This is a genomic window from Bacillus sp. EU63, assembly GCF_038592915.1.
Taxonomy (GTDB): domain Bacteria; phylum Bacillota; class Bacilli; order Bacillales; family Bacillaceae; genus Bacillus; species Bacillus velezensis.
The window spans coordinates 1,637,017-1,661,099 of record NZ_CP151944.1; the positions used below are offsets into that span (position 1 = coordinate 1,637,017).

At 46.0% G+C, this 24,083-nt stretch carries 25 protein-coding genes; all 25 read left to right on the forward strand.

The window, feature by feature from the left end:
* The first annotated feature begins 126 nt into the window (after nt 1–126).
* Nucleotides 127–474 carry a 50S ribosomal protein L19 gene (gene rplS, locus NYE38_RS08255; protein ID WP_003154288.1) on the forward strand — a complete coding sequence of 116 codons (348 nt, stop codon included), beginning with the start codon at nt 127–129 and terminating at the stop codon, nt 472–474.
* A 142-nt stretch (nt 475–616) separates the two neighbouring features.
* Nucleotides 617–1,465: a ribosome biogenesis GTPase YlqF gene (ylqF, locus tag NYE38_RS08260; RefSeq protein ID WP_007611396.1), complete on the forward strand. Its 849-nt coding sequence runs from the start codon at nt 617–619 to the stop codon at nt 1,463–1,465.
* A gap of 72 nt (nt 1,466–1,537) precedes the next feature.
* Nucleotides 1,538–2,305 (forward strand): ribonuclease HII, encoded by a 768-nt coding sequence (locus NYE38_RS08265; RefSeq protein ID WP_007611398.1) that lies wholly within the window; start codon nt 1,538–1,540, stop codon nt 2,303–2,305.
* Nucleotides 2,306–2,321: 16 nt separating this feature from the next.
* Nucleotides 2,322–4,025, forward strand: coding sequence for a glycosyl transferase (locus tag NYE38_RS08270; protein ID WP_110085557.1), 1,704 nt, complete (start codon nt 2,322–2,324; stop codon nt 4,023–4,025).
* Complete coding sequence (locus NYE38_RS08275; protein ID WP_014417762.1) at nt 4,022–4,303, forward strand: FlhB-like flagellar biosynthesis protein; 282 nt, start codon at nt 4,022–4,024, stop codon at nt 4,301–4,303. The genes NYE38_RS08270 and NYE38_RS08275 overlap by 4 nt, the downstream gene beginning before the upstream one ends.
* 174 nt (nt 4,304–4,477) lie before the next feature.
* Entirely contained in the window at nt 4,478–5,635 is a 1,158-nt protein-coding gene (sucC, locus tag NYE38_RS08280) for an ADP-forming succinate--CoA ligase subunit beta (RefSeq protein WP_003154283.1), read from the forward strand.
* 28 nt (nt 5,636–5,663) lie between these two features.
* Entirely contained in the window at nt 5,664–6,566 is a 903-nt protein-coding gene (gene sucD / locus NYE38_RS08285) for a succinate--CoA ligase subunit alpha (RefSeq protein ID WP_014417763.1), read from the forward strand.
* Between the two features lie 64 nt (nt 6,567–6,630).
* Nucleotides 6,631–7,530 (forward strand): DNA-processing protein DprA, encoded by a 900-nt coding sequence (gene dprA / locus NYE38_RS08290; protein ID WP_014417764.1) that lies wholly within the window; start codon nt 6,631–6,633, stop codon nt 7,528–7,530.
* A 181-nt stretch (nt 7,531–7,711) separates the two neighbouring features.
* Nucleotides 7,712–9,787, forward strand: coding sequence for a type I DNA topoisomerase (gene topA / locus NYE38_RS08295; RefSeq protein WP_065180268.1), 2,076 nt, complete (start codon nt 7,712–7,714; stop codon nt 9,785–9,787).
* Nucleotides 9,788–9,851: 64 nt separating this feature from the next.
* Nucleotides 9,852–11,159: an FADH(2)-oxidizing methylenetetrahydrofolate--tRNA-(uracil(54)-C(5))-methyltransferase TrmFO gene (gene trmFO, locus NYE38_RS08300; protein ID WP_012117550.1), complete on the forward strand. Its 1,308-nt coding sequence runs from the start codon at nt 9,852–9,854 to the stop codon at nt 11,157–11,159.
* Between the two features lie 69 nt (nt 11,160–11,228).
* A complete protein-coding gene (gene xerC / locus NYE38_RS08305) occupies nt 11,229–12,146 on the forward strand; it encodes a tyrosine recombinase XerC (protein WP_007409774.1) in 918 nt (305 codons plus the stop codon).
* A 15-nt stretch (nt 12,147–12,161) separates the two neighbouring features.
* Nucleotides 12,162–12,707, forward strand: a complete 546-nt coding sequence (hslV, locus tag NYE38_RS08310; RefSeq protein ID WP_003154267.1) for an ATP-dependent protease subunit HslV — start codon at nt 12,162–12,164, stop codon at nt 12,705–12,707.
* A 7-nt stretch (nt 12,708–12,714) separates the two neighbouring features.
* Entirely contained in the window at nt 12,715–14,127 is a 1,413-nt protein-coding gene (hslU, locus tag NYE38_RS08315; protein WP_257986734.1) for an HslU--HslV peptidase ATPase subunit, read from the forward strand.
* 37 nt (nt 14,128–14,164) lie between these two features.
* On the forward strand, nt 14,165–14,944 hold the full coding sequence (codY, locus tag NYE38_RS08320; RefSeq protein WP_003154263.1) for a GTP-sensing pleiotropic transcriptional regulator CodY: 780 nt from the start codon (nt 14,165–14,167) through the stop codon (nt 14,942–14,944).
* 353 nt (nt 14,945–15,297) lie between these two features.
* Nucleotides 15,298–15,687: a flagellar basal body rod protein FlgB gene (gene flgB / locus NYE38_RS08325; RefSeq protein ID WP_003154260.1), complete on the forward strand. Its 390-nt coding sequence runs from the start codon at nt 15,298–15,300 to the stop codon at nt 15,685–15,687.
* On the forward strand, nt 15,687–16,139 hold the full coding sequence (gene flgC / locus NYE38_RS08330) for a flagellar basal body rod protein FlgC (RefSeq protein ID WP_003154259.1): 453 nt from the start codon (nt 15,687–15,689) through the stop codon (nt 16,137–16,139). The genes flgB and flgC overlap by 1 nt, the downstream gene beginning before the upstream one ends.
* 10 nt (nt 16,140–16,149) lie before the next feature.
* On the forward strand, nt 16,150–16,470 hold the full coding sequence (gene fliE / locus NYE38_RS08335) for a flagellar hook-basal body complex protein FliE (RefSeq protein WP_017417776.1): 321 nt from the start codon (nt 16,150–16,152) through the stop codon (nt 16,468–16,470).
* Nucleotides 16,471–16,512: 42 nt separating this feature from the next.
* Complete coding sequence (gene fliF / locus NYE38_RS08340) at nt 16,513–18,123, forward strand: flagellar basal-body MS-ring/collar protein FliF (protein WP_022553346.1); 1,611 nt, start codon at nt 16,513–16,515, stop codon at nt 18,121–18,123.
* Between the two features lie 12 nt (nt 18,124–18,135).
* Nucleotides 18,136–19,152, forward strand: coding sequence for a flagellar motor switch protein FliG (gene fliG, locus NYE38_RS08345; RefSeq protein WP_003154256.1), 1,017 nt, complete (start codon nt 18,136–18,138; stop codon nt 19,150–19,152).
* The gene (fliH, locus tag NYE38_RS08350) at nt 19,145–19,900 is read left to right on the forward strand and encodes a flagellar assembly protein FliH (protein WP_063636636.1); all 756 of its coding nucleotides are present in this window, start codon (nt 19,145–19,147) and stop codon (nt 19,898–19,900) included. The genes fliG and fliH overlap by 8 nt, the downstream gene beginning before the upstream one ends.
* The gene (gene fliI / locus NYE38_RS08355) at nt 19,897–21,213 is read left to right on the forward strand and encodes a flagellar protein export ATPase FliI (RefSeq protein WP_007611430.1); all 1,317 of its coding nucleotides are present in this window, start codon (nt 19,897–19,899) and stop codon (nt 21,211–21,213) included. The genes fliH and fliI overlap by 4 nt, the downstream gene beginning before the upstream one ends.
* 5 nt (nt 21,214–21,218) lie before the next feature.
* Nucleotides 21,219–21,662, forward strand: coding sequence for a flagellar export protein FliJ (fliJ, locus tag NYE38_RS08360; RefSeq protein WP_003154253.1), 444 nt, complete (start codon nt 21,219–21,221; stop codon nt 21,660–21,662).
* 11 nt (nt 21,663–21,673) lie between these two features.
* Nucleotides 21,674–22,288, forward strand: a complete 615-nt coding sequence (locus NYE38_RS08365; RefSeq protein ID WP_007409780.1) for a MotE family protein — start codon at nt 21,674–21,676, stop codon at nt 22,286–22,288.
* A gap of 6 nt (nt 22,289–22,294) precedes the next feature.
* Nucleotides 22,295–23,635 (forward strand): flagellar hook-length control protein FliK, encoded by a 1,341-nt coding sequence (locus NYE38_RS08370; protein ID WP_025649462.1) that lies wholly within the window; start codon nt 22,295–22,297, stop codon nt 23,633–23,635.
* A complete protein-coding gene (gene flgD, locus NYE38_RS08375) occupies nt 23,636–24,076 on the forward strand; it encodes a flagellar hook assembly protein FlgD (RefSeq protein WP_007409782.1) in 441 nt (146 codons plus the stop codon).
* Nucleotides 24,077–24,083: the final 7 nt, after the last annotated feature.

Sequence of the window (24,083 nt, forward strand, 5' to 3'; positions counted from 1 at the left end):
GTGATGAAGATATGATAAGATACTACTTGTGGCTTAAGGAGGCTTATCCTTCAGAAGCTTGAAAACGATGTTCCGCTGTGCCTTGCAGTTGTGGCCAAGAGCATCTGTTGGAAGGAGTTGAAAACGATGCAAAAACTAATTCAAGATATCACAAAAGAACAGCTTCGCACTGATCTTCCTGCGTTCCGTCCTGGTGACACTTTACGTGTACACGTAAAAGTTGTTGAGGGTAACCGTGAGCGTATCCAGATCTTCGAAGGTGTTGTGATCAAGCGTCGTGGTGGTGGAATCAGCGAAACGTTCACAGTTCGTAAGATTTCTTACGGTGTTGGCGTTGAACGTACATTCCCTGTACACACACCAAAAATCGCGAAAATCGAAGTTGTACGTTACGGTAAAGTACGTCGCGCTAAGCTTTACTACCTGCGTGAACTTCGCGGAAAAGCGGCTCGTATTAAAGAAATCAGACGATAATGATAACGAACGAAAAGAGCTTGTTACCCGTAACAGGCTCTTTTTTTATATGAAATTTGTAAAAGCGGAACAAGCAACGTAAAATACATAAGAGATCATCGGAACATCCGGTTCCGGTAAATAAGGCAGGTGTCGAAGTCACATGACCATTCAATGGTTCCCGGGCCATATGGCTAAAGCGAGACGGGAAGTAACAGAAAAACTGAAATTAATTGATATCGTATACGAATTGGTGGATGCGAGAATCCCGATGTCATCGAGAAATCCGATGATTGAGGAGATTTTGAAAAATAAGCCGCGCATTATGCTTTTAAATAAAGCCGATAAGGCGGATGCGGCTGTGACTGCCCAGTGGAAGGACCACTTTCAGGAACAGGGCATTCCCTCTCTTTCAATAAACTCCGTTAACGGGCAGGGACTGCATCAAATCGTGCCGTCCTCGAAAGAGCTGCTGAAAGATAAGTTCGATAAAATGAAAGCAAAAGGCATTAGGCCGAGAGCAATCCGCGCATTAATCATCGGCATTCCGAATGTCGGCAAATCTACGCTCATTAACCGGCTGGCCAAGAAAAACATTGCCAAGACGGGAGACAGGCCCGGCATTACCACTTCACAGCAGTGGGTAAAGGTAGGCAAGGAATTAGAGCTGCTCGATACACCGGGAATTTTATGGCCTAAATTTGAAGATGAGCTTGTCGGCTTGCGCCTGGCGATCACCGGGGCGATTAAAGATACGATTATCAACCTGCAGGATGTGGCCGTCTTCGGGCTGCGCTTTCTGGAAGAGCATTATCCCGACCGCTTGAAGGAGCGCTACGGACTTCAGGAAATCCCTGAGGATATCGCCGCTCTTTTCGACGCGATCGGTGAAAAACGCGGCTGTTTGATGGGCGGCGGAATGGTTGACTATGATAAAACAACGGAAGTCATCATTCGGGACATCCGGACGGAAAAATTCGGCAGGCTTTCATTTGAAACACCATCAGAATAAAGACGCGCAGCGATGCGGGTCTTTATTTTTTCCGCAGAATACCGATATACATAATGTAAGGGAGAAGAGAACGTGAATACATTAACCGTAAAAAGCGTAAAAGAACGCCTGCAAGAGGTCAGGGACGAAAGCGACCCCTTCCTTGCCCAATGTGAGAAAGACCCGAGAAAAAGCGTACAGACGCTTTTAGAGCAATGGCTGAAAAAGCACGCGAAGGAAAAAGCTCTTAAAGAGCAATGGCTGAACATGACGGCATACGAAAGACTGTCATCCAAAAAGGGCTTCCGCCTGATTGCGGGTGTTGACGAAGCCGGAAGAGGGCCGCTTGCCGGACCGGTTGTCGCCGGCGCCGTCATTTTGCCGGCAGAATGCGAGATTCTCGGTCTCACGGACTCGAAGAAATTGTCGGAAAAGAAGCTCGAGGAGTATTACAGCCGGATCACGGAAGAAGCGGCGGCTGTAGGAGTCGGCATTGTCCATGCGGACGTCATTGACCGGATCAACATTTATGAGGCCGCGAGACTGGCGATGGTAAAAGCCGTCAATGCTTTAACGGAAACACCTGATTATCTGCTTGTTGATGCCATGACCCTTCCGCTTGACATTCCGCAGTCATCAGTTATAAAAGGGGATGCCAAAAGCGTGTCAATTGCCGCCGGAGCCTGCATCGCAAAAGTAACGCGGGACCGGCTCATGGCTGAGTACGCCAAAACCTACCCCATGTACGGCTTTGAAAAAAATAAAGGCTACGGAACGAAAGAACATCTTGAAGCTCTTCAGGCATACGGACCGACAACTATTCACCGAAAAACGTTCGCTCCCGTTCAATCTTATTGTTAGAAAAGAGGCTTAAGACATGAACATAAGCGGCGAAATCCAAGCGGCTTTCAGACAGCTGACGGCGGAAATCCCTCCGGACCGGCAGGACGGCGGTAAAGACAGCGGCGCTCAAAGGCTGCTGTTAGGGAAGGTTCTCCGTTTGCTGGACGATCAAAGCGCTCTTATCCAGATCGGCGGCCGGACGATGCAGGGAAAGCTTGAAACCGCCCTCCGACCGCAGGCGTATTACTGGTTTTCTTATGACAAACAGCCGGCGGAAAAAACGGGCCGGCTTCATGTCATCGACCAATTCGAAGGAAGCCCGAAAACCGTTCAGGAAGCAGCGGGTAGACTGTTAAACGCTCTTTCCGTCAAACCGGGCCCTGTGTCTCTGCAGATTGCCGAAACGTTTATGCAGCAGAAGCTGCCGATGACGGAAAACAGCCTCAAAGCCTGCATCCGCTGGGCTGAATCGCTTCCGGCCGCCGAATTGAAAAAAGCGGCGGAAACAATCGTATTTGCGCTGAAACGGGAACTGCCCGCACATCCGGAAGTCTTGTCAGCCATTCATGCCGTTAAATATCCGGTTCCGACCCGTCGCCTCCTCTCAGGACTGCTTCAGGCAATCAATCAGGCTCCGCAATCGGCAAAAGAGCTGTCTGTGCTCAAAGAGGCGGTTTCTGACGTATTAAACGCGGAAACGGATCTTCATGCAGAACGTCTCTTGAAGAAGCTTGCCGAGGCTGCACGCATGCCGATCCCAGAAACCGGGCTGATGGATGAAGAAGAACGGACGGAATCCAAACAATCACCATTTGTCCGAGAGACTCGTGAAAACGGAAAGGCAGTCTCAAGCCAACCTTCTCCTCCGAGTGCGCGGACAGATCCGGAACTTCCTGAAAAAACGGCAAAACAGATTATAGAGAAATTAATGACATCGGCAGAAAAAACTGAAAACCGCCCCGTAAAAGTAACGGCGGAGATCATTAAGGCTTTCATTTCTCAAGAAAAAACATTTAAAACAGCACCTGTTCTTCAAAAAGCACATCTGACAGAACAGGAGGCGGCTGTTTTCGAAAAAGCCGTTCAGCTCACCGAATTGAAATATGCGGAAAAACATGATGTATTAAGCCTTTTGCAGAAAATCAAAAAAGGATTGGGCACGCGTGATGAATTATCATTCATTACAGCGCTTGAAAAAGGCGTATCTCTTCAGCCGGAGAAACAAGCGCTGAAAACCGCCCTCCAAGCCGTCCGGACGCTTCAAGAAGCGCCCCAATCCGTTAAACAAGAGGCGGAACCGCTTATTCATAAATTAAACGGCCAGCTGTTTATTGAGCAGCATAACCCTTCTTTTACGCAGATGGTGCTGTCATTTCCGCTGGGAGCGTCCGCGTATGAGAATGACATCACAGTTCTCTTTAAAGGACGGAAGAAGCCGGACGGAAAACTCGATCCGTCACATTGCAGGCTCCTGTTTTTGCTGCATCTTGAAACACTGCAAGAAACCGTTGTGGACTGCATCATTCAGCAAAATGTAATGACTATTACGGTTGAGACTGATTTTGAGCTTCAGGCGGCCATCGACCCTCTCGTACCGGCTTTAAAAGAAGCCGTAAAAGAAACGGGCTTCAGTCTGTCAGGCGTCACGGCTAAAAAACGGCGCCCGAAAGACCAGAGCGCTCTTGTGGAAGAGTTTATAGAAAAAGACGGCGGAAGAAAAGTGGATGTGAAAATATGAAAGAGCAAACGCCGTTAAGAAGAGCTGTCGCCCTGCATTACGACCGGCAGAAAGACCAAGTCCCGAAGGTTGTCGCAACAGGCAGGGGGCACGTGGCGGAAAATATTATAAAAGAAGCTGAGAAGGCTGGGGTCCCCATTCAGGAAGACAGAACCCTTGTCGAATTAATGCGCCATTTGACGGTTGACGATCAGATACCGGAGGCGCTTTATGAAACCGTTGCCGAAATTTTTTCATTTGTTTACAGACTGGACGAAACCCTGAAAAACGAAAAATAAGGACCATTCATTTCCCGGACTCCGTTTAAATTTATATTTTCAATAAAATAAAAGTTAGAATGTTTGGAAGGATATAAAGATTTTGTTTTGAACCCTAGACAATTCTTCCAGTATTATATAGAATGAAAGCGCAGTCTATTTTTAGTTTTGCTACATAAGTTAGGAGGATGGGAAATGAATATCCATGAGTACCAGGGAAAAGAAGTCCTCAGAAAATACGGGGTGTCTGTTCCTGAAGGTAAAGTGGCTTTTACAGCAGAGGAAGCAGTTGAAAAAGCAGAGAGCCTGTCAAGCTCGGTTTATGTCGTAAAGGCGCAAATCCATGCTGGCGGCCGCGGCAAAGCTGGTGGGGTAAAGATTGCAAAAACAAAAGATGAAGTGAAAGAGTATGCCGAAGAACTGTTAGGCAAGACGCTCGTCACACATCAAACGGGTCCGGACGGACAAGTAATAAAACGCTTACTTATTGAAGAAGGCTGCGATATTAAAAAGGAATACTATGTCGGGCTTGTACTTGACCGCGCTACTTCAAGAATCGTTTTAATGGCGTCTGAAGAAGGCGGAACGGAGATTGAAGAAGTAGCGGAAAAAACACCTGAAAAAATTAAAAAAGCGGTAATTGATCCGGCTGTCGGCCTTCAGGGCTATCAGGCAAGGGAAATTGCATTCGCAATTAACATCCCGAAAGAGCTTGTCGGCAAAGCCGCTAAATTTATGCTCGGTTTATACAAAGCATTTGTTGAGAAGGACTGCTCCATCGCCGAGATCAACCCTCTCGTCGTTACGGGGGACGGAAACGTCATGGCGCTGGATGCTAAGCTGAACTTCGACAGCAATGCGTTATACAGACAAAAAGACATTATGGAATACAGAGATTTAGATGAAGAAGATCCGAAAGAAATCGAAGCGTCAAAATACGATTTAAGCTACATTTCCCTTGATGGAAATATCGGCTGTATGGTAAACGGCGCGGGTCTTGCAATGTCTACAATGGATATCATTAAACACTACGGCGGAGAACCTGCAAACTTCCTTGATGTCGGGGGCGGCGCAACCGCAGAAAAAGTGACGGAAGCTTTTAAAATCATTCTTTCCGATCAAAACGTAAAAGGAATTTTCGTTAATATTTTCGGAGGCATCATGAAGTGTGATGTCATCGCCGAGGGCGTTGTTGAAGCGACGAGACAAGTCGGATTGACATTGCCGCTGGTCGTGCGCCTTGAAGGGACAAACGTAGATTTAGGAAAGAAAATCCTGAATGAATCAGGCTTAAACATCACATCTGCGGAATCAATGGCAGACGGCGCACAGAAAATCGTATCCTTAGTTTAGGAAAGAATGAAAGGCAGGGGACCAGATAATGAGTGTTTTTATCAATAAAGATACAAGAGTTATTGTACAGGGGATTACAGGTTCTACCGCTTTATTTCATACAAAGCAGATGCTGGAATACGGCACGAATATCGTTGGCGGTGTAACACCTGGAAAAGGCGGAACGGAAGCGGAAGGCGTACCGGTATTCAATACGGTCGCAGAAGCGGTTCATACAACGGGCGCTGATGCGTCAGTCATTTACGTTCCGGCTCCGTTTGCGGCGGACGCAATTATGGAAGCGGTTGACGCGGAAATTGATCTTGTCATTTGTATCACTGAGCACATTCCGGTTTTGGACATGGTGAAGGTGAAGCGCTTTATGGAAGGCAAGAAAACGAGATTAATAGGGCCGAACTGCCCGGGTGTTATTACACCTGAAGAATGCAAGATCGGCATTATGCCGGGATACATTCATAAAAGGGGCCATGTAGGCGTTGTATCCCGTTCAGGAACATTGACATACGAGGCCGTCCATCAGCTTTCAGAAGCCGGCGTAGGCCAATCTACCGCTGTAGGGATCGGCGGCGATCCGGTCAACGGCACGAACTTTATTGACGTGTTAAAAGCGTTCAATGAAGATCCTGAAACACATGCCGTCATCATGATCGGAGAAATCGGCGGCACAGCTGAAGAAGAAGCGGCTGAGTGGGTGAAAGCGAACATGACGAAGCCTGTTGTCGGCTTTATCGGCGGTAAAACCGCGCCTCCGGGAAAACGCATGGGCCACGCGGGCGCCATCATCTCCGGAGGAAAAGGCACGGCAGAAGAAAAAGTCAAAACGATGAACGCCTGCGGAATTGAAGTCGCGGAAACCCCTTCTGTAATGGGTGAAACGTTGATTAAGGTGTTAAAAGAAAAAGGCTTATTTGAAACGTGCAAAACGCACTGATCGAAGCAGGGGCAGCCGTAACGGCTGTTCCTGTTTTTGCTGAAAAAAGAGGAGGTTGCCAGATTTGGATCAAGCATCGCGCTGTTTAATGGTCTGCAGTATTAATCAAATCATTTCCCCGTCTCTTCTATTAAAATGGTGGAAAGCTGACCACTCTCTGTCTTTTTTACCGGATCCGCATCCATTAACTGTTTTATCAGAAGGGAAAACAGCCCCGGAAGCAATTTTTCGGGAAATAGAGCGCAAGGAACCGGAACTTGATGAAGTTCTGTCCGATTACCGCCGCAAAGGCATTACTGTCATTCCGATTTCATCAAGCCGCTATCCAACATGGCTTAAAGCGATTTATGATCCGCCGGCTGTCTTGTATGCAAAAGGGAACACGCTGCTTCTTGAAAAAGGCAGAAAAATCGGGATTGTAGGAACGCGGAAACCGACGGAAGACGGAATAAAAGCGGCTGGGCATCTTTCCGCCGAACTCTCAAAAAAAGGCTGGGTCATTGTAAGCGGGCTTGCATCCGGTATAGACGGATTGTCTCATAAGGCGAGCATCAGGGCAAAAGGACTTACGATCGGCGTGATAGCCGGCGGATTCCATCATATCTATCCCCGGGAAAATCTCCTGTTAGCAGAATACATGGCTGAACACCATCTCCTACTCTCAGAACATCCTCCTGAAACAAAGCCGAAAAAATGGCACTTTCCGATGAGAAACCGCATAATCAGCGGACTAAGTGAAGGAATTGTGGTCGTGCAGGGAAAAGAAAAAAGCGGTTCATTAATCACAGCTTACCAGGCCCTCGATCAAGGCAGAGAGGTATTTGCCGTTCCGGGTTCCATATTTAATCCATATTCCGGAGGACCTATAAAACTCATTCAAGAAGGGGCGAAAGCTGTATTATGCGCAGAGGATATTGACGGAGAGCTGACCGCCCGATGCGTTCAGTATACGGAACCCTTTTGAAATATCGTTTGACAAACGGTATTGTAATATTTAATAATAGTGAGGATTTAAAGTTGCACATTATTTTCATGTATAAAATGACGTTCATCATAAAGAATGAAATGTTGAAAGCCATAAAAAGGCAGCTCTAAAATGAATTGATACTTGAAAAGAGAGAGAACACCTCTTGAGGGGGATGAAAATGTCTGATTATCTAGTCATCGTGGAATCGCCGGCAAAGGCGAAAACGATTGAACGTTATTTAGGGAAGAAATATAAAGTCAAAGCTTCAATGGGACATGTCCGGGATCTTCCGAAAAGTCAAATGGGAGTTGACATCGAACAGAACTTTGAACCGAAATATATTACGATCCGCGGAAAAGGCCCTGTTTTAAAAGAATTAAAAACAGCGGCAAAGAAAGCAAAAAAAGTCTATCTCGCGGCCGACCCCGACAGAGAAGGGGAAGCGATTGCATGGCATCTCGCACACAGCCTTGATCTGGATCTCAGCTCGGACTGCCGGGTCGTCTTTAATGAAATAACGAAAGACGCCATTAAAGAATCATTTAAACATCCGCGCATGATTAATATGGATCTTGTCGATGCGCAGCAGGCGCGCCGCATACTAGACAGACTCGTCGGATACAAAATCAGCCCGATTCTTTGGAAAAAAGTAAAAAAAGGCCTCAGTGCGGGCCGTGTGCAATCCGTTGCGCTCCGGCTGATCATCGACCGGGAAAAGGAAATCAACGACTTTAAACCTGAAGAGTACTGGACGATTACCGGCTCATTTTTAAAGGGAAAAGAGACGTTTGAAGCCGGATTTTTCGGGAAAAACGGCAAAAAGCTTCCTTTAAAAAGCGAAGAAGACGTAAAAGCCGTCCTTGCTCAGCTGAAAGGCAATAAGTATACAGTTGACAAGGTGACGAAAAAAGAGCGCAAACGAAATCCCGCTCTGCCGTTTACAACGTCCACTCTGCAGCAGGAGGCTGCCAGGAAGCTGAATTTCAGAGCGAAGAAAACGATGATGATCGCTCAGCAATTATATGAAGGAATTGATCTCGGCAAAGAAGGGACAGTCGGACTCATCACATATATGAGAACGGACTCAACGCGGATTTCCAATACAGCCGTTGAAGAGGCGTCAGCTTTTATTGATCAGGCATACGGAAAAGAGTACTTAGCGGGAAAACGGAAACCGGCAAAGAAAAATGAAAACGCTCAAGATGCCCACGAAGCGATCCGCCCGACTTCAGTGCTCAGAAAACCAGCCGACTTAAAAGCGGTGCTTGGAAGAGACCAGCTCAGACTATACAAGCTGATTTGGGAGCGCTTTGTTGCAAGCCAGATGGCGCCTGCCGTCCTTGATACGATGAGCGTCGATCTCAGCAATAACGGATTGACATTCCGGGCAAACGGAAGTAAAGTCAAATTCGCCGGCTTCATGAAAGTCTATGTAGAGGGTAAAGACGATCAGCTGGAAGAAAAAGACCGCATGCTTCCGGACCTTAAAGAGGGAGACACGGTTTTATCAAAAGATATTGAGCCTGAGCAGCACTTTACTCAGCCGCCTCCGCGTTATACAGAGGCGCGCCTGGTTAAAACACTTGAAGAACTGGGGATCGGCCGTCCTTCGACATATGCGCCGACTCTTGACACCATCCAGCGCCGCGGTTACGTGGGATTAGACAATAAACGGTTTGTGCCGACTGAGCTTGGGCAGATCGTGCTGGATCTTATCATGGAGTTTTTCCCGGAAATCATCAACGTTGAATTCACGGCTAAAATGGAAAGAGACCTTGACCATGTTGAAGATGGCCAGACAGAATGGGTTCAAATCATTGACAGCTTCTACACCGACTTCGAAAAACGCGTGAAAAAAGCGGAAGCCGAAATGAAAGAAGTGGAAATCGAACCTGAATACGCCGATGAAGATTGTGAATTATGCGGCTCCCGGATGGTTTATAAAATGGGCCGATACGGCAAATTTATGGCGTGCTCCAACTTCCCTGACTGCCGGAACACAAAACCGATTGTCAAACAAATCGGCGTAAAATGTCCTAAGTGCCATGAAGGAAACATTGTCGAACGAAAATCAAAAAAGAAACGCGTCTTTTACGGCTGTGACTGTTATCCTGAATGCGACTTCGTATCTTGGGACAAACCGATTGAACGAAAATGCCCGAAATGTGAAAATATGCTCGTAGAGAAAAAGCTTAAAAAAGGCATACAAGTCCAATGCGTCGAATGCGATTATAAGGAAGAACCACAGAAGTAGCGGTGAGCAGAGCCTTGCTCACCTTCTTTGTGTGGAAGGGACAAACAACAGGAGATGAAAAGAAATGAACCAGCAAACAGTTAATGTAATCGGAGCAGGCCTTGCCGGAAGTGAAGCGGCATGGCAGCTTGCAAAACGAGGAATTCAAGTAAAACTATACGAAATGCGGCCCGTCAGGCAGACGGCAGCCCATCATACTGATAAATTCGCTGAACTGGTATGCAGCAACTCCCTCCGTTCAAATACACTCGCCAATGCGGTAGGCGTATTAAAAGAAGAAATGCGGGCGCTTGACTCAGCAATCATTCAATCTGCTGATAAATGCTCGGTTCCCGCAGGGGGAGCGCTTGCAGTTGACCGCCATGAATTTGCGCAAAGCGTGACGGATCTCGTGAAAAACCATCCGAACGTAACAGTTCTTACTGAGGAAGTAACAGAGATTCCGGAAGGCCCGACGGTGATCGCGACCGGACCGCTTACGTCAGAATCGCTTTCACAGCAGCTGAAAGAGCTCACGGGAGAAGAGTATCTGTATTTTTATGACGCGGCGGCGCCGATTGTCGAAAAAGACAGCCTTGATATGGAGAAAGTGTACTTGAAATCCCGTTACGACAAGGGAGAAGCGGCATACTTAAACTGCCCGATGACAGAGGAAGAGTTTGACCGTTTCTATGAAGCATTGACGACGGCTGAGACGGTTCCTTTAAAAGAATTCGAGAAAGAAATCTTCTTTGAAGGCTGTATGCCGATTGAAGTCATGGCGAAAAGAGGCAAGAAAACGATGCTGTTCGGACCGATGAAACCGGTCGGACTGGAAGATCCGAAAACAGGCAAGCGCCCTTATGCAGTCGTTCAGCTCAGACAGGATGACGCGGCGGGAACGCTTTATAATATTGTAGGTTTTCAGACACATTTAAAATGGGGAGACCAAAAAGAAGTGCTTAAACTGATCCCCGGCCTTGAAAATGTTGATATCGTCAGATACGGCGTCATGCACAGAAACACATTTATCAACTCGCCGAGCCTTTTGAACCCGACATATCAATTTAAACAGCGGAACGATCTGTTTTTCGCGGGCCAAATGACCGGTGTAGAGGGTTATGTTGAATCTGCCGCTTCAGGTCTTGTAGCGGGAATCAATGCCGCCAAACTTGTGCTCGGTCAGGATCTTGTGACATTCCCGCAGGAGACGGCGATCGGAAGCATGGCTCACTACATTACGACGACAAATCAGAAGAACTTCCAGCCGATGAATGCAAACTTCGGCCTCTTAAAAGAATTGCCTGTAAAAATTAAAAACAAAAAAGAACGAAATGAAGAATACGCTAAACGCGCAATTGAGACTATTCAAACTATTTCGAAAACGATATAGCTTTTCATTGCAACTTCGATGCATTATATGATACCATTTAAAAGCCCTTCGGAGAGGGAGGTCTTCATAATGACTGAGAATGTTAACTTTTTTTTAAAGTTATTCGTTGAATATTTACAAATTGAAAAAAATTATTCACAATATACTATTGTGAATTATGTTAATTCGATTGAAGAATTTGGGATGTTTCTGCATGCTCAAAATATAAATGGAATGAAAGAAGCTGCATATCATGATGTGAGAATATTTTTGACAGAGGCTTATGAAAAAGGCCTGTCAAGAAAAACAATCAGCAAGAAAATTTCAGCTTTGAGAAGCTTCTATAAATTTTTAATGAGGGAAAAGCTTGTTGAAGAGAATCCGTTTCAGCTTGTTCATCTGCCGAAACAAGAGAAACGGATTCCGAAGTTTCTTTATGAAAAAGAACTTGAGGAACTATTCGCTGTCTCAGACAGAAGTCAGCCGTCAGGGATGCGCGATCAGGCCCTGCTTGAGCTTCTTTATGCGACCGGAATGAGGGTCAGTGAGTGCTGTACGCTCACTGTCGGCGATCTTGACCTGTTCATGGATACGGTGCTCGTTCACGGGAAAGGCAAGAAGCAGCGCTATATCCCGTTCGGCTCATATGCCCGTGATGCGCTGGAGCTGTATATCAACAGCGGAAGGCAGTGCCTGCTTGAAAAAGCAAAAGAGCCTCATGATGTGCTGTTTGTCAATCAAAGAGGCGGCCCGCTGACCGCCAGAGGAATCCGGTATATTTTAAGCGGGCTTGTAAAAAAAGCATCCGGCACTTTACATATACACCCGCATATGCTTCGGCACACGTTTGCGACTCATCTGCTGAATGAAGGGGCTGATTTAAGAAGCGTCCAGGAGCTTTTGGGCCATTCCAATCTGTCTTCTACGCAGATATACACGCATGTATCGAAGGAAATGCTGAGAAACACATATATGTCCCACCACCCGAGAGCTTTTAAAGAAAATTAAAAGGAGGCCCTTCTCATGTCATCTTTTCATGCGACAACGATTTTTGCCGTCCAGCATAACGGGAAAAGCGCTATGTCAGGAGACGGCCAGGTCACATTCGGTCAGGCTGTAGTCATGAAACATACCGCGAGAAAAGTGAGAAAGCTGTTTAACGGAAAGGTTCTGGCCGGATTTGCGGGATCTGTTGCAGACGCTTTCACACTTTTTGAAATGTTTGAGGCGAAGCTTGAAGAATACAACGGCAATTTAAAACGTGCGTCGGTTGAGCTTGCGAAAGAATGGCGCAGCGATAAAGTGCTGCGCAAGCTGGAAGCCATGCTGATTGTCATGAACCAGGATACCTTGCTTCTCGTATCGGGAACAGGTGAAGTGATTGAGCCGGATGACGGTATTTTGGCCATCGGCTCCGGCGGAAACTACGCCCTGTCAGCAGGAAGAGCGCTGAAAACCTATGCCGGAGAGAATCTGTCCGCCAAAGATATTGCAAAAGCCGCTTTGAAAATCGCGGGCGAGATTTGTGTGTACACAAACGATCAGATCATTTTGGAAGAACTTGAATAGAAAGGACTTGAGGCGCATGGAAAACAAACCGTTAACACCGAGACAAATCGTAGATCGGTTGGATCAATACATTGTAGGACAGCAGGATGCGAAAAAAGCTGTCGCCGTGGCATTAAGAAACCGCTATCGCAGAAGTCTTCTTGATGAAAAACTGAGAGACGAGATCGTTCCCAAAAACATCCTGATGATGGGCCCGACCGGGGTGGGGAAAACAGAGATCGCCAGACGGATCGCCAAGCTTACCGGTGCGCCATTTATAAAAATTGAAGCGACAAAATTTACAGAAGTCGGCTATGTAGGCAGAGATGTTGAATCAATGGTCAGAGACCTCGTTGAGACATCCGTGCGGCTCATTAAAGAAGAAAAAATCAGCGAAGTGAAAGAACAGGCTGAAGAAAATGCAAACAAACGTATAGTGCGGCTTCTCGTTCCGGGAAAGAAAAAACAAGCGGGTGTGAAAAATCCGTTTGAAATGCTTTTCGGAGGAAGCCAGGCGGCAAATGATGATGAAACCGACCAGCAGGAAGAAGCAAGCCTTGAAGAGAAAAGAAAGCGCATGGCGCATCAGCTCGCATTGGGAGAGCTCGAAGACCATTACGTCTCCGTAGAGGTGGAAGAGCAGCAGCCGTCGATGTTTGACATGCTGCAAGGCTCCGGGATGGAGCAGATGGGCATGAATATGCAGGATGCGCTGAGCAATCTGGTGCCAAAAAAGAAAAAACGCCGCAAAATGACGGTCAGAGAAGCAAGGAAGGTTCTGACCAATGAAGAGGCAGGCAAATTAATCGATATGGATGAAGTCGGCCAAGAGGCCGTGTTAAGAGCTGAAGAGGGCGGCATTATCTTTATTGACGAAATAGATAAAATCGCAAAAAACGGAGGGGCTTCTTCCTCAGCAGATGTATCGAGAGAAGGCGTTCAAAGAGATATCCTTCCGATTGTCGAAGGCTCTACCGTCGTCACGAAATACGGCTCCGTCAAAACAGATCACGTGCTGTTTATCGCAGCCGGGGCATTCCATATGGCAAAACCGTCTGATCTGATTCCGGAGCTGCAGGGCCGCTTTCCGATTCGTGTAGAATTGAGCAAGCTGACGGTAGATGATTTTGTGAAGATTCTCGTCGAACCCGATAACGCGCTGTTAAAACAATATCAGGCTTTATTGCAGACAGAAGGTATATCTCTTGAATTTTCTGACGAAGCTATTCGTAAGATCGCCGAAGTGGCTTATCATGTGAATCAGGATACGGACAACATCGGAGCGAGAAGGCTTCACACGATATTGGAACGTCTCTTGGAAGACCTGTCGTTTGAAGCGCCGGACGTAACGATGGAAAAAGTAGCCATCACGCCGCAATACGTTGAAGAAAAGCTCGGAACGATTGCAAACAACAAAGATCTAAGTCAATTTATATTGTGAAAATTTAATAAGAGGAATTCTAGGAGGATTATTTATCATGGCTTTACTACAAAAAACACGAATTATTAACAGCATGCTGCAGGCTGCGGCAGGCAAACCCGTAAACTTTAAAGAAATGGCTGAAACGCTTCGTGACGTCATTGATTCTAATATTTTCGTCGTCAGCCGCAGAGGAAAGCTTTTGGGCTACTCTATTAATCAGCAGATTGAAAATGACCGCATGAAAAAAATGCTTGAAGACCGCCAGTTCCCGGAAGAGTACACGAGAAATCTGTTCAATGTTCCGGAGACGTCTTCAAACCTTGATATCAACAGCGAATACACGGCGTTTCCTGTGGAAAACAGAGACCTGTTCCAAGCGGGCTTAACAACGATCGTGCCGATCATCGGCGGAGGAGAGAGACTGGGCACGCTCATTCTGTCCCGTCTGCAGGATCAATTTGAAGATGATGATCTAATTCTTGCTGAATACGGAGCAACCGTTGTAGGAATGGAGATTTTAAGAGAAAAAGCGGAAGAAATCGAAGAAGAGGCGCGAAGCAAAGCAGTTGTTCAAATGGCGATCAGTTCTCTGTCTTACAGTGAACTTGAAGCGATTGAGCATATCTTTGAAGAGCTTGACGGAAACGAAGGCTTGCTTGTGGCAAGTAAGATTGCGGACCGTGTCGGCATTACGCGTTCAGTCATCGTTAACGCGCTGAGAAAACTGGAAAGCGCAGGCGTCATTGAATCCAGATCACTGGGAATGAAGGGGACGTACATTAAAGTTCTGAACAACAAATTCCTTATTGAATTGGAAAACCTTAAATCTCATTAAGAAAAAAGCAGGATCCCTGAAAATGGGGGTCCTGCTTTTTTTATGGACAATAGGTGAAAAGTTGCAGTTTAAAGTTGCTTATTGGAATCTGATCTGAGATAATCCATCTTGCTGTGTGAAAAAAGGAGGAAGATACAGAAATTCTGCTATTTTCAGTCTTATATTAAACAAATCCTTGTAGTACAAATATTCTAGGACTTAATACCTACATGTAAAATAGATATAATTGAGCACTTTTTTTTAGCCTAACTTCATAGACTTTAAGCCTGTTATTTCTTACAATAAGCATATGGTTTTACAATTCTCGACAAGGATTTTTAGGAGAAAAATATCTGAAATGGAGGTAAGTGGATTTGGACTTATTTTCTGGAACTATACAAAATCTTGAGAATGCCTTGGGGAGAGCGGACATTAAGCAAAAAGTCTTAACTAATAATATCGCCAATATAGATACACCGAACTATAAGGCAAAAAAAGTCTCTTTCCGAAATTTGTTAGATCAGGAAACATCCAATCTTGAGGCTGTAAAAACCGACTATCGGCACGTTGACTTTACGGGTTCGGGGGACGATTATTCTATCGTGTCCAGCAGTGATACATCGTACCAGCAAAACGGAAACAATGTCGATATCGACAAAGAAATGACAGATTTAGCCGAAAACCAAATTAATTATCAGGCTTTGGTTGAAAGAATGAGCGGCAAATTCAATTCTCTGAAAACCGTCTTGACAGGAGGAAAATAATGAGTGGCTTTCAAAGCTTAAATATTTCGGGTTCCGCTTTAACTGCACAGCGTGTCCGGATGGACGTCGTATCGTCCAATCTGGCCAATATGGATACAACGAGAGCGAAGCAGGTAAATGGCGAATGGGTGCCTTATAGAAGAAAGCTGGTATCTCTCCAATCCGGAGGCGAATCATTTTCGTCCCTTTTACATTCCAAGATGAACGGAACAGGGAGCGCGGGAAATGGCGTAAAGGTATCTGGTGTTACGGAAGACCCGTCCGCTTTTAATCTCGTTTATGATCCGGAGAATCCTGATGCGAATAAAGACGGATATGTACAAAAACCAAATGTAGATCCATTAAAGGAAATGGTGGATCTTGTCAGCAGCACGAGATCATATGAAGCAAACGTAACTGCATTAAACGCCTCCAAAGGCATGCTTTTGAAGGCTTTAGAAATCGGAAAGTAAGGTGATGTAAGTGGTTAACGCTATTACTCCTTTTCAGCTTCAACAAACCCAAAACACTCAAAACGTAACGAATCAATTAAACCAAACTCAAAAAACTGATTCTTCAAACCAAACAAACTTTTCGGAGCTTTTAAAAAACTCTATTGATTCGTTAAATGAGTCACAAGTGAAATCTGACCAAATAACGAACGAACTGGCTGCAGGAAAGGATGTAAACCTTGACGAGGTCATGATCGCTGCCCAAAAAGCAAATATTTCTCTGACGGCCGCTACCGAATTCCGCAATAAAGCCGTGGAAGCCTATCAGGAGATCATGAGAATGCAGATGTAGTGGTCAGATTGAAGAGAATGACTGGAATGACCGGGGGTTAACATGAATCGTACTCTAATGCAAATGAAAACCAAAACGGCAGCGTTTTGGAACAACAGATCAAAAACACAGAAGATACTCATGGTAAGCGGCTTGGCCGCATTCATTATTTTACTCATCGTCGTTATTATTTTTACTTCGTCTGAAAAGATGGTGCCTCTTTATAAAGATTTGTCCGCGGAAGAAGCGGGGAAGATTAAAGAAGAGCTCGATACGAAAAAGGTGTCTTCTGAACTTGCTGACGGCGGCACGGTCATTAAGGTTCCTGAGAGCCAAGTGGATTCGCTTAAAGTCCAGCTTGCCGCAGAAGGCCTGCCGAAAACGGGATCAATTGATTATTCGTTTTTCGGACAAAATGCGGGCTTCGGCCTGACGGATAATGAGTTTGACGTTTTAAAGGTTGAGGCGACTCAGACCGAATTGTCAAACCTGATAAATGAAATGGACGGTATTAAAAGCTCGAAGGTCATGATCAATATGCCGAAAGAAGCCGTGTTCGTCGGTGAAGATCAGCCGGCAGCATCCGCTTCAATCGTTTTGCAGATGAAACCGGGCTACTCGCTTGATCAAAACCAGATCAACGGGCTGTACCATCTCGTTTCTAAAAGTGTTCCGAACTTAAAAGAAGATAATATCGTCATAATGGATCAAAATTCTACATATTATGACAAAAGTGACAGCGGTGCAGGGTCCGTTTCTGACAGTTATGCTTCTCAGCAAGGTATTAAGTCGCAGGTCGAAAAGGACGTTCAAAAACATGTTCAGTCACTGCTCGGCACAATGATGGGGCAGGATAAGGTCGTTGTTTCCGTGACGGCGGATATTGACTTCACGAAGGAAAAACGCACTGAAGACACTGTCGAACCTGTCGATAAAGATAACATGGAAGGCATAGCGGTAAGCGCCGAAAAAGTTGCGGAAACGTATAAAGGCGACGGCGCGGCCAACGGCGGCACGGCCGGAACGGGAAGCAATGACACCGCGAACTATGCCGAGACAAACGGCGGTTCAAACAGCGGCGACTACGAAAAAAGCAGCAATAAAATCAACTATGAAGTCAACCGCATTCATAAAGAAATCGCTGAAAGCCCGTATAAAGTGCGTGATTTAGGCATTCAGGTCATGGTGGAGCCGCCTAATCCGAAAAATGCCGCTTCCTTATCAGCGCAGAGACAGGCTGATATACAGAAGATTTTAGGAACGGTCGTCAGAACGTCTCTTGATAAAAACGAAACGCAAAATCAAAACCTGACAGACAATGATATCAACAATAAAATCGTTGTATCCGTTCAGCCGTTTGACGGAAAAACAAGCCTGAACACAGATTCGGCACAATCTTCAGGTCTTCCGATCTGGGTATACATTACAGGCGGCGTACTGCTTGCGGCCATTATTCTGCTTATTATTCTCCTCATCAGAAAGAAACGCTCACAAGAGGATGAATACGAAGAATATGAATATGAAACACCGCCGGAGCCGGTTCGATTGCCTGATATCAACGAAGAGAAAATTGAAACGGAAGAAACAGTCAGACGAAAACAGCTTGAAAAAATGGCTAAAGAAAAACCGGAAGACTTTGCTAAATTGCTTCGAAGCTGGCTGGACGAGGATTAGGGGGAATGGAAAATGGCGAAACGTGATCAGAACAAGCTTACAGGAAAACAAAAAGCAGCCATCCTCATGATTTCCTTAGGCCTTGATGTATCAGCTTCTGTGTACAAGCATTTGTCTGAAGAAGAAATTGAAAGATTGACTCTCGAGATTTCGGGAGTCAGAAGCGTCGATCATCAAAGAAAAGATGAAATCATTGAAGAATTTCATAATATCGCAATCGCTCAGGACTATATTTCACAAGGCGGTTTAAATTACGCCCGCCAAGTGCTTGAAAAAGCGCTCGGAGAAGACAAAGCGGTAAGCATTTTAAACAGGCTCACCTCTTCTTTGCAGGTAAAGCCGTTTGATTTTGCAAGAAAAGCGGAGCCCGAACAGATTTTAAATTTCATTCAGCAGGAACATCCGCAAACGATGGCGCTGATTTTATCCTACCTTGACCCGGTTCAGGCCGGACAGATTTTGTCTGAGCTGAACCCGGACGTTCAGGCTGAGGTGGCAAGAAGGATTGCGGTTATGGACAGAACGTCTCCCGAAATCATAAATGAAGTGGAGCGGGTCCTTGAACAAAAGCTGTCCTCCTCCTTTACGCAGGATTATACGCAGACCGGCGGCATAGAAGCCGTTGTTGAAGTGTTAAACGGCGTAGACAGAGGAACGGAAAAAACGATCCTTGATTCATTAGAAATCCAAGATCCTGAATTGGCGGATGAAATCAAAAAACGGATGTTTGTCTTTGAAGATATTGTCACCCTTGATAACCGTGCGATTCAGCGCGTGATCAGAGACGTTGAAAACGACGACCTCCTGCTTTCATTGAAGGTTGCGAGCGAGGAAGTCAAAGAGATCGTCTTCAGCAATATGTCACAGCGTATGGTTGAAACGTTTAAAGAGGAAATGGAAATTATGGGGCCTGTGCGTTTGCGTGATGTGGAAGAGGCGCAATCAAGAATCGTGGGCGTCGTCCGCAAGCTGGAAGAAGCCGGAGAAATTGTAATCGCGCGAGGCGGAGGAGACGATATTATTGTCTAATATCATTAAACAGCAATCATCATTTTCTCCTGAACAAAAACGGCGTAAGCTTTCCTTGCAGGAAGTCAGGAAAACACATTCCCAGCCAGACCGGGAGGAACTTGAAAATCCGGAGGCGCTCATGGCCTTTGCCAAGGCCGAAGCCGACAGGGTGTCTGAAGAAGCGAAAAATCAATTTGAGCACACTCTTCGTCAGATTGAAGAAGAGAAACACCGCTGGGCGGAAGAAAAACAAAGATTGATAGAAGAAGCAAAGGCAGAAGGATATGAAGAAGGCATGGCATTGGGAAAAGCCGAGGCTCAAGCTGAATACGCCAATCTCATCAGCCGGGCCAATGCCGTTATGGAAATGGCGAGACAGTCAGTCGAGGAAAAACTGGAAAGCGCTGAGGAAGAAATCATTGAGCTTTCCGTTGCGCTCGCTAAAAAAGTATGGCGGCAAAAAAGTGATGATAAAGAGGCTTTCCTTCTGCTGGTCAAACAGGTAGTAGCCGAAGTAAAAGATTATGATGACATCTCCATCTATGTGGACCCTGAATATTATGAGACGGTTCATCAGCATATGGACGAAATTCAGCAGCTGTTATACAAAGAATGCAGATTAAGCTTATATGCCGATGAAAAAGCCGCGAAGGGAACGTGCTCGATAGAAACTCCGTTCGGACGTGTCGATGCAGGCATAGATACCCAGCTGATGCAATTAAAGCAAAAACTTTTAACGGCGCTTGAGGCGGGAGCGGAGCAATGAAGACACAGTATTTAATAGACTCAATTGAAACAGCGGATCCGTACAAGCGCTACGGCAAGGTTAAACGGGTCATCGGGCTGATGATTGAATCAAAAGGGCCCGAAAGCTCAATCGGAGATGTTTGTCTCATTTATCCGAAAGGCCATGCGAAAAAAGCGATTAAAGCTGAGGTTGTAGGCTTCCAGGATGAAAACATTCTGTTAATGCCTTATCTGGAAGCGGCCAGCATCGCGCCGGGCAGCATTGTGGAGGCCACTGGCGAGTCGCTCCGCATCAAAGTAGGCGCGGGTTTAATCGGACAAGTTGTCGACGCGTTCGGCGAACCTCTTGACGGCCGGGCGCTTCCGAAAGGTTTGTCCCCCGTTTCGACGGAACAGCCGCCTCCAAACCCGATGAAACGCCCGCCGATACGGGAAAAGATGGGTGTCGGCGTCAGATCGATTGACAGTCTGCTGACGGTAGGAAAAGGGCAGAGAATCGGGATTTTTGCCGGAAGCGGGGTCGGAAAAAGCACCCTGATGGGAATGATCGCGAAGCAGACTGAAGCTGATTTAAACATTATCGCACTCGTCGGTGAACGGGGGCGCGAGGTGCGTGAATTCATCGAGAAGGATTTAGGCGAAGAAGGCCTGAAACGCTCGATCGTCGTAGTCGCGACCTCTGATCAGCCCGCCTTAATGCGTTTGAAAGCGGCGTATACGGCCACCGCCATTGCAGAGTATTTCCGCGATAAAGGCCGGAATGTGATGTTCATGATGGACTCCGTCACGAGGGTCGCGATGGCTCAGCGGGAAATCGGCCTGGCAGCGGGAGAACCGCCGACAACAAAAGGATATACACCTTCCGTGTTCGCTATTTTGCCCCGTTTGCTGGAAAGAACGGGCGCGAATGAACAAGGAACGATAACCGCTTTTTATACGGTTCTCGTTGACGGAGATGATATGAACGAACCGATTGCCGATACGGTGCGCGGAATATTAGACGGGCATATCGTTCTCGATCGGGCGCTTGCCAACAAAGGGCAGTTCCCGGCCGTGAATATCCTGAAAAGCATCAGCAGGGTCATGTCTAATATTTCAGACACATCGCATATAGAGGCGGCCAACAAATTCCGCGATCTTCTGTCAACTTATCAAAACTCTGAAGATCTCATTAATATCGGAGCTTACAAAAGAGGGTCATCAAGAGAAATTGATGAAGCGATTCAGTTTTATCCGCAGCTTATTCAATTTTTAAAACAAGGAACGGAAGAACCTGCTCAATTGGAAGACAGCATTGCGGCATTGACGAGTCTGACAGGAAAAGAGGAATAAACATCGTGGCATACCAATTCAGATTTCAAAAGCTGCTGGAATTAAAAGAAAATGAAAAAGACCAAACATTGACTGAATACAGACAATCGGTTTCTGAATTTGAGACAGTGGCTGAAAAACTATATGAAAATATGAGCAAAAAAGAATTGCTCGAAAAAGACAAAGAATCAAAGCTGAAATGCGGGATGAGCGTTCAGGAAATGAGACATTATCAGCAATTCGTTTCCAATCTTGAGAACACCATCTATCATTATCAAAAGCTTGTCATCATGAAACGAAATGAAATGAATGAGAAGCAGGAACAGCTCACCGAAAAAAACATTGAAGTAAAGAAATTTGAAAAAATGCGGGAAAAACAATTTAACATGTTCGCACTTGAAGACAAAGCTGCAGAGATGAGGGAAATGGACGACATTTCAATCAAGCAGTTTATGATTCAGGGGCATTAGGAGCGAATGAAATGGCCGATAAAGAAAAGAGATCTGGAAAGTTCGGTTCAATCCTGCTTTTTATCATGATCCCGCTGATTTTTCTGATCATCGTCGCAAGCATCATCCTTTGGGCTGCCGGCGTTGATGTGATGAAGCCGATTCAGGAAACAGCCGCTAAAACGCCTGTTTTAAAAGAATTGGTTCCCGAAACGAAAGAAATGAAAAGCGCGGCGGAAAAGCAGAAGGAAGACAGAACGGCTTCTCTTGAAAAGACCATAAAGGAACAAAAAAGTGAAATTAACATTTTGAATAAAGATTTAGACACAAGCAAGTCCGAAATCGATAATCTGAATCAGAAAATCCGTTCACTGAAACAGGAAGCTGAACAGCAGCAGAAAACGAAGACGGATGAAACGAAAAAAGACGCTGCGGATTCAGCCGGAAAAGATAAAATGATCAACATCTATAAAAGTATGGACAGCGGTAAAGCGGCAAGCATTATCGTAAAGCTGAAAGAAAAAGAAGCCCTCGATATTTTAAACGGATTAAGTAAAAAGCAGCTTGCTGAAATCTTGACGAAAATGACTCCTGAACAAGCGGCTAAATATACAGAAAAACTATCCGCTGACGGAAATAAGGAGTGATGTAAGTTGAAGCTGCTTGAATTAACGGGTAATCGTACGCAGACTGCGCAAAACAGCAATATGAAGATGAATGTAAACAGCTTAGGTCTATTTCAGAACTGGCTCCTGTCGGAAATCACTTCTCCCCGGCAGCCCGGAGATGAAACAAAAACAAGTGATGCAGAGCTGAATGATGCCCTATCGAAAATCGGTGATTGGCTGAAAGCCGGCCCGGAAGATAAAGAATTGCAGCTAAAACAGCTGCTTGAGGCGGTAAAAGCTCTTGAAGGAAAGCAGACGGCTGAAACAGCTCTTCCTTTATTGAAACAGCTTGCCGAATCTGTTGAAGACATGTTAGCGGGAAAACAGCATGGGGGGAAGCCTGAAACGGATGAGCCGGATTCTTCCGCAAAAGACGGGGATTCCGTCAAGGATGCGCTTGAGAAGGGGCTGCTGTTCATTCAAGAAGCCGTATCCCAGCTCTTCACATCTCAGCAGGAACTGCCTGACAGCGCGCAGGCAAAGGCGGTTTACCAGGAAGGCGCCCGTTTATTAGAGGCATTGAAAAAACAAGGTGTCCCGGACCGCGTGATTCAAGACCTGCGGCAGACATTTTTTCCGAAAAACGAATCTGCATCTAAACTTTACTCCATGACAGCCGCTGAGCTGAAGAGCTTTCAAAGCGTCACGGAGCAGCTTGCGGGCCTTTCTCAAAAGGGAACAAAGGATTGGGATATGGCTGAAACTGAGCTGAAAGCTTTTGTGTTATCTCAATCATCTGAATCATTCCAAGAGTCAGCCGGGAAAACAGAACAGCAAAACGGCGGCACGGTTTCTCACGCAAAGGAGCCTGACAGCAAATTGTCTGCACATATACTGTTTTCGGGAACGAGAAGCCTTGCCGGCATTCAGCAAACGTCCGCAGGGGAACAGCAGCCGGCAGAAAATAAACCGTTAACGGATCAGGTCATCAGCGGCTGGAAACAGATGAAATACACGCCTTTCGGGAAAACAACCGGAAGCTTTACGATTCGTCTTAATCCCGAGAACCTCGGATTTGTCACAATTAAGGTGACAAACGAAAACGGGATGTTTCAAAGCAAAATAATCGCATCCAGCCAGTCTGCGAAAGAGCTGCTGGAACAGCATCTTCCTCAGCTGAAACAGTCGCTTCCGAATATGGCGGTCCAAGTCGACCGTTTTACAGTCCCGCTTCAAAGCGGGGATCAGCAGCCTGTTTACGGACAGACGGCCGATCACAATAAACAGCAGCATCAGGGACAGAGAGAGCAGAAGAACCAGCAGCAGTCAGGCGATTTCGGAGATATGCTGGAGGAGCTTTCTCTCAATGAAATGGAGGAAGAATAGTTGACATCAGTAAACTCGGATTATGCCGCGGCGGGCGCTTCAACCACATCAAGCGCGAAGAGCACCTCCGCAGTAAACAGCAGCACGAATTTAGGGAAAGACGAATTCCTGAAGATCTTAATGACACAGGTTCAAAACCAGGACCCGCTCAATCCGGTTGATGACAAAGAATTCATCAGCCAGATGGCGACATTTTCTTCATTGGAGCAAATGATGAATATGAATACGACGATGACTAAATTTGTAGAAAATCAAGATCCGTTTACGATGTATGTGAACTGGATCGGCAAAAATGTCACATTCAGCGACAGCGACGGGAAGGATCAGACAAGCCCGGTCAATTCAGTCAAGCATTCAAACGGCAATTACGTGCTCGTGCTTGAAAATGGCAAAGAGGTCAGTCCGTGGAATGTCACGGCCGTCAGCGAAACATCTAAATAAAAAGAAA

Excerpts from the sequence above, each read along its gene's own strand:
- rplS (WP_003154288.1), top strand. The coding sequence starts at position 127 with ATGCAAAAACTAATTCAAGATATCACAAAAGAACAGCTTCGCACTGAT.
- ylqF (WP_007611396.1), top strand. The coding sequence starts at position 617 with ATGACCATTCAATGGTTCCCGGGCCATATGGCTAAAGCGAGACGGGAA.
- NYE38_RS08270 (WP_110085557.1), top strand. The coding sequence starts at position 2,322 with ATGAACATAAGCGGCGAAATCCAAGCGGCTTTCAGACAGCTGACGGCG.
- NYE38_RS08275 (WP_014417762.1), top strand. The coding sequence starts at position 4,022 with ATGAAAGAGCAAACGCCGTTAAGAAGAGCTGTCGCCCTGCATTACGAC.
- sucC (WP_003154283.1), top strand. The coding sequence starts at position 4,478 with ATGAATATCCATGAGTACCAGGGAAAAGAAGTCCTCAGAAAATACGGG.
- sucD (WP_014417763.1), top strand. The coding sequence starts at position 5,664 with ATGAGTGTTTTTATCAATAAAGATACAAGAGTTATTGTACAGGGGATT.
- topA (WP_065180268.1), top strand. The coding sequence starts at position 7,712 with ATGTCTGATTATCTAGTCATCGTGGAATCGCCGGCAAAGGCGAAAACG.
- trmFO (WP_012117550.1), top strand. The coding sequence starts at position 9,852 with ATGAACCAGCAAACAGTTAATGTAATCGGAGCAGGCCTTGCCGGAAGT.
- xerC (WP_007409774.1), top strand. The coding sequence starts at position 11,229 with ATGACTGAGAATGTTAACTTTTTTTTAAAGTTATTCGTTGAATATTTA.
- hslV (WP_003154267.1), top strand. The coding sequence starts at position 12,162 with ATGTCATCTTTTCATGCGACAACGATTTTTGCCGTCCAGCATAACGGG.
- codY (WP_003154263.1), top strand. The coding sequence starts at position 14,165 with ATGGCTTTACTACAAAAAACACGAATTATTAACAGCATGCTGCAGGCT.
- flgC (WP_003154259.1), top strand. The coding sequence starts at position 15,687 with ATGAGTGGCTTTCAAAGCTTAAATATTTCGGGTTCCGCTTTAACTGCA.
- fliF (WP_022553346.1), top strand. The coding sequence starts at position 16,513 with ATGAATCGTACTCTAATGCAAATGAAAACCAAAACGGCAGCGTTTTGG.
- fliG (WP_003154256.1), top strand. The coding sequence starts at position 18,136 with ATGGCGAAACGTGATCAGAACAAGCTTACAGGAAAACAAAAAGCAGCC.
- fliI (WP_007611430.1), top strand. The coding sequence starts at position 19,897 with ATGAAGACACAGTATTTAATAGACTCAATTGAAACAGCGGATCCGTAC.
- NYE38_RS08365 (WP_007409780.1), top strand. The coding sequence starts at position 21,674 with ATGGCCGATAAAGAAAAGAGATCTGGAAAGTTCGGTTCAATCCTGCTT.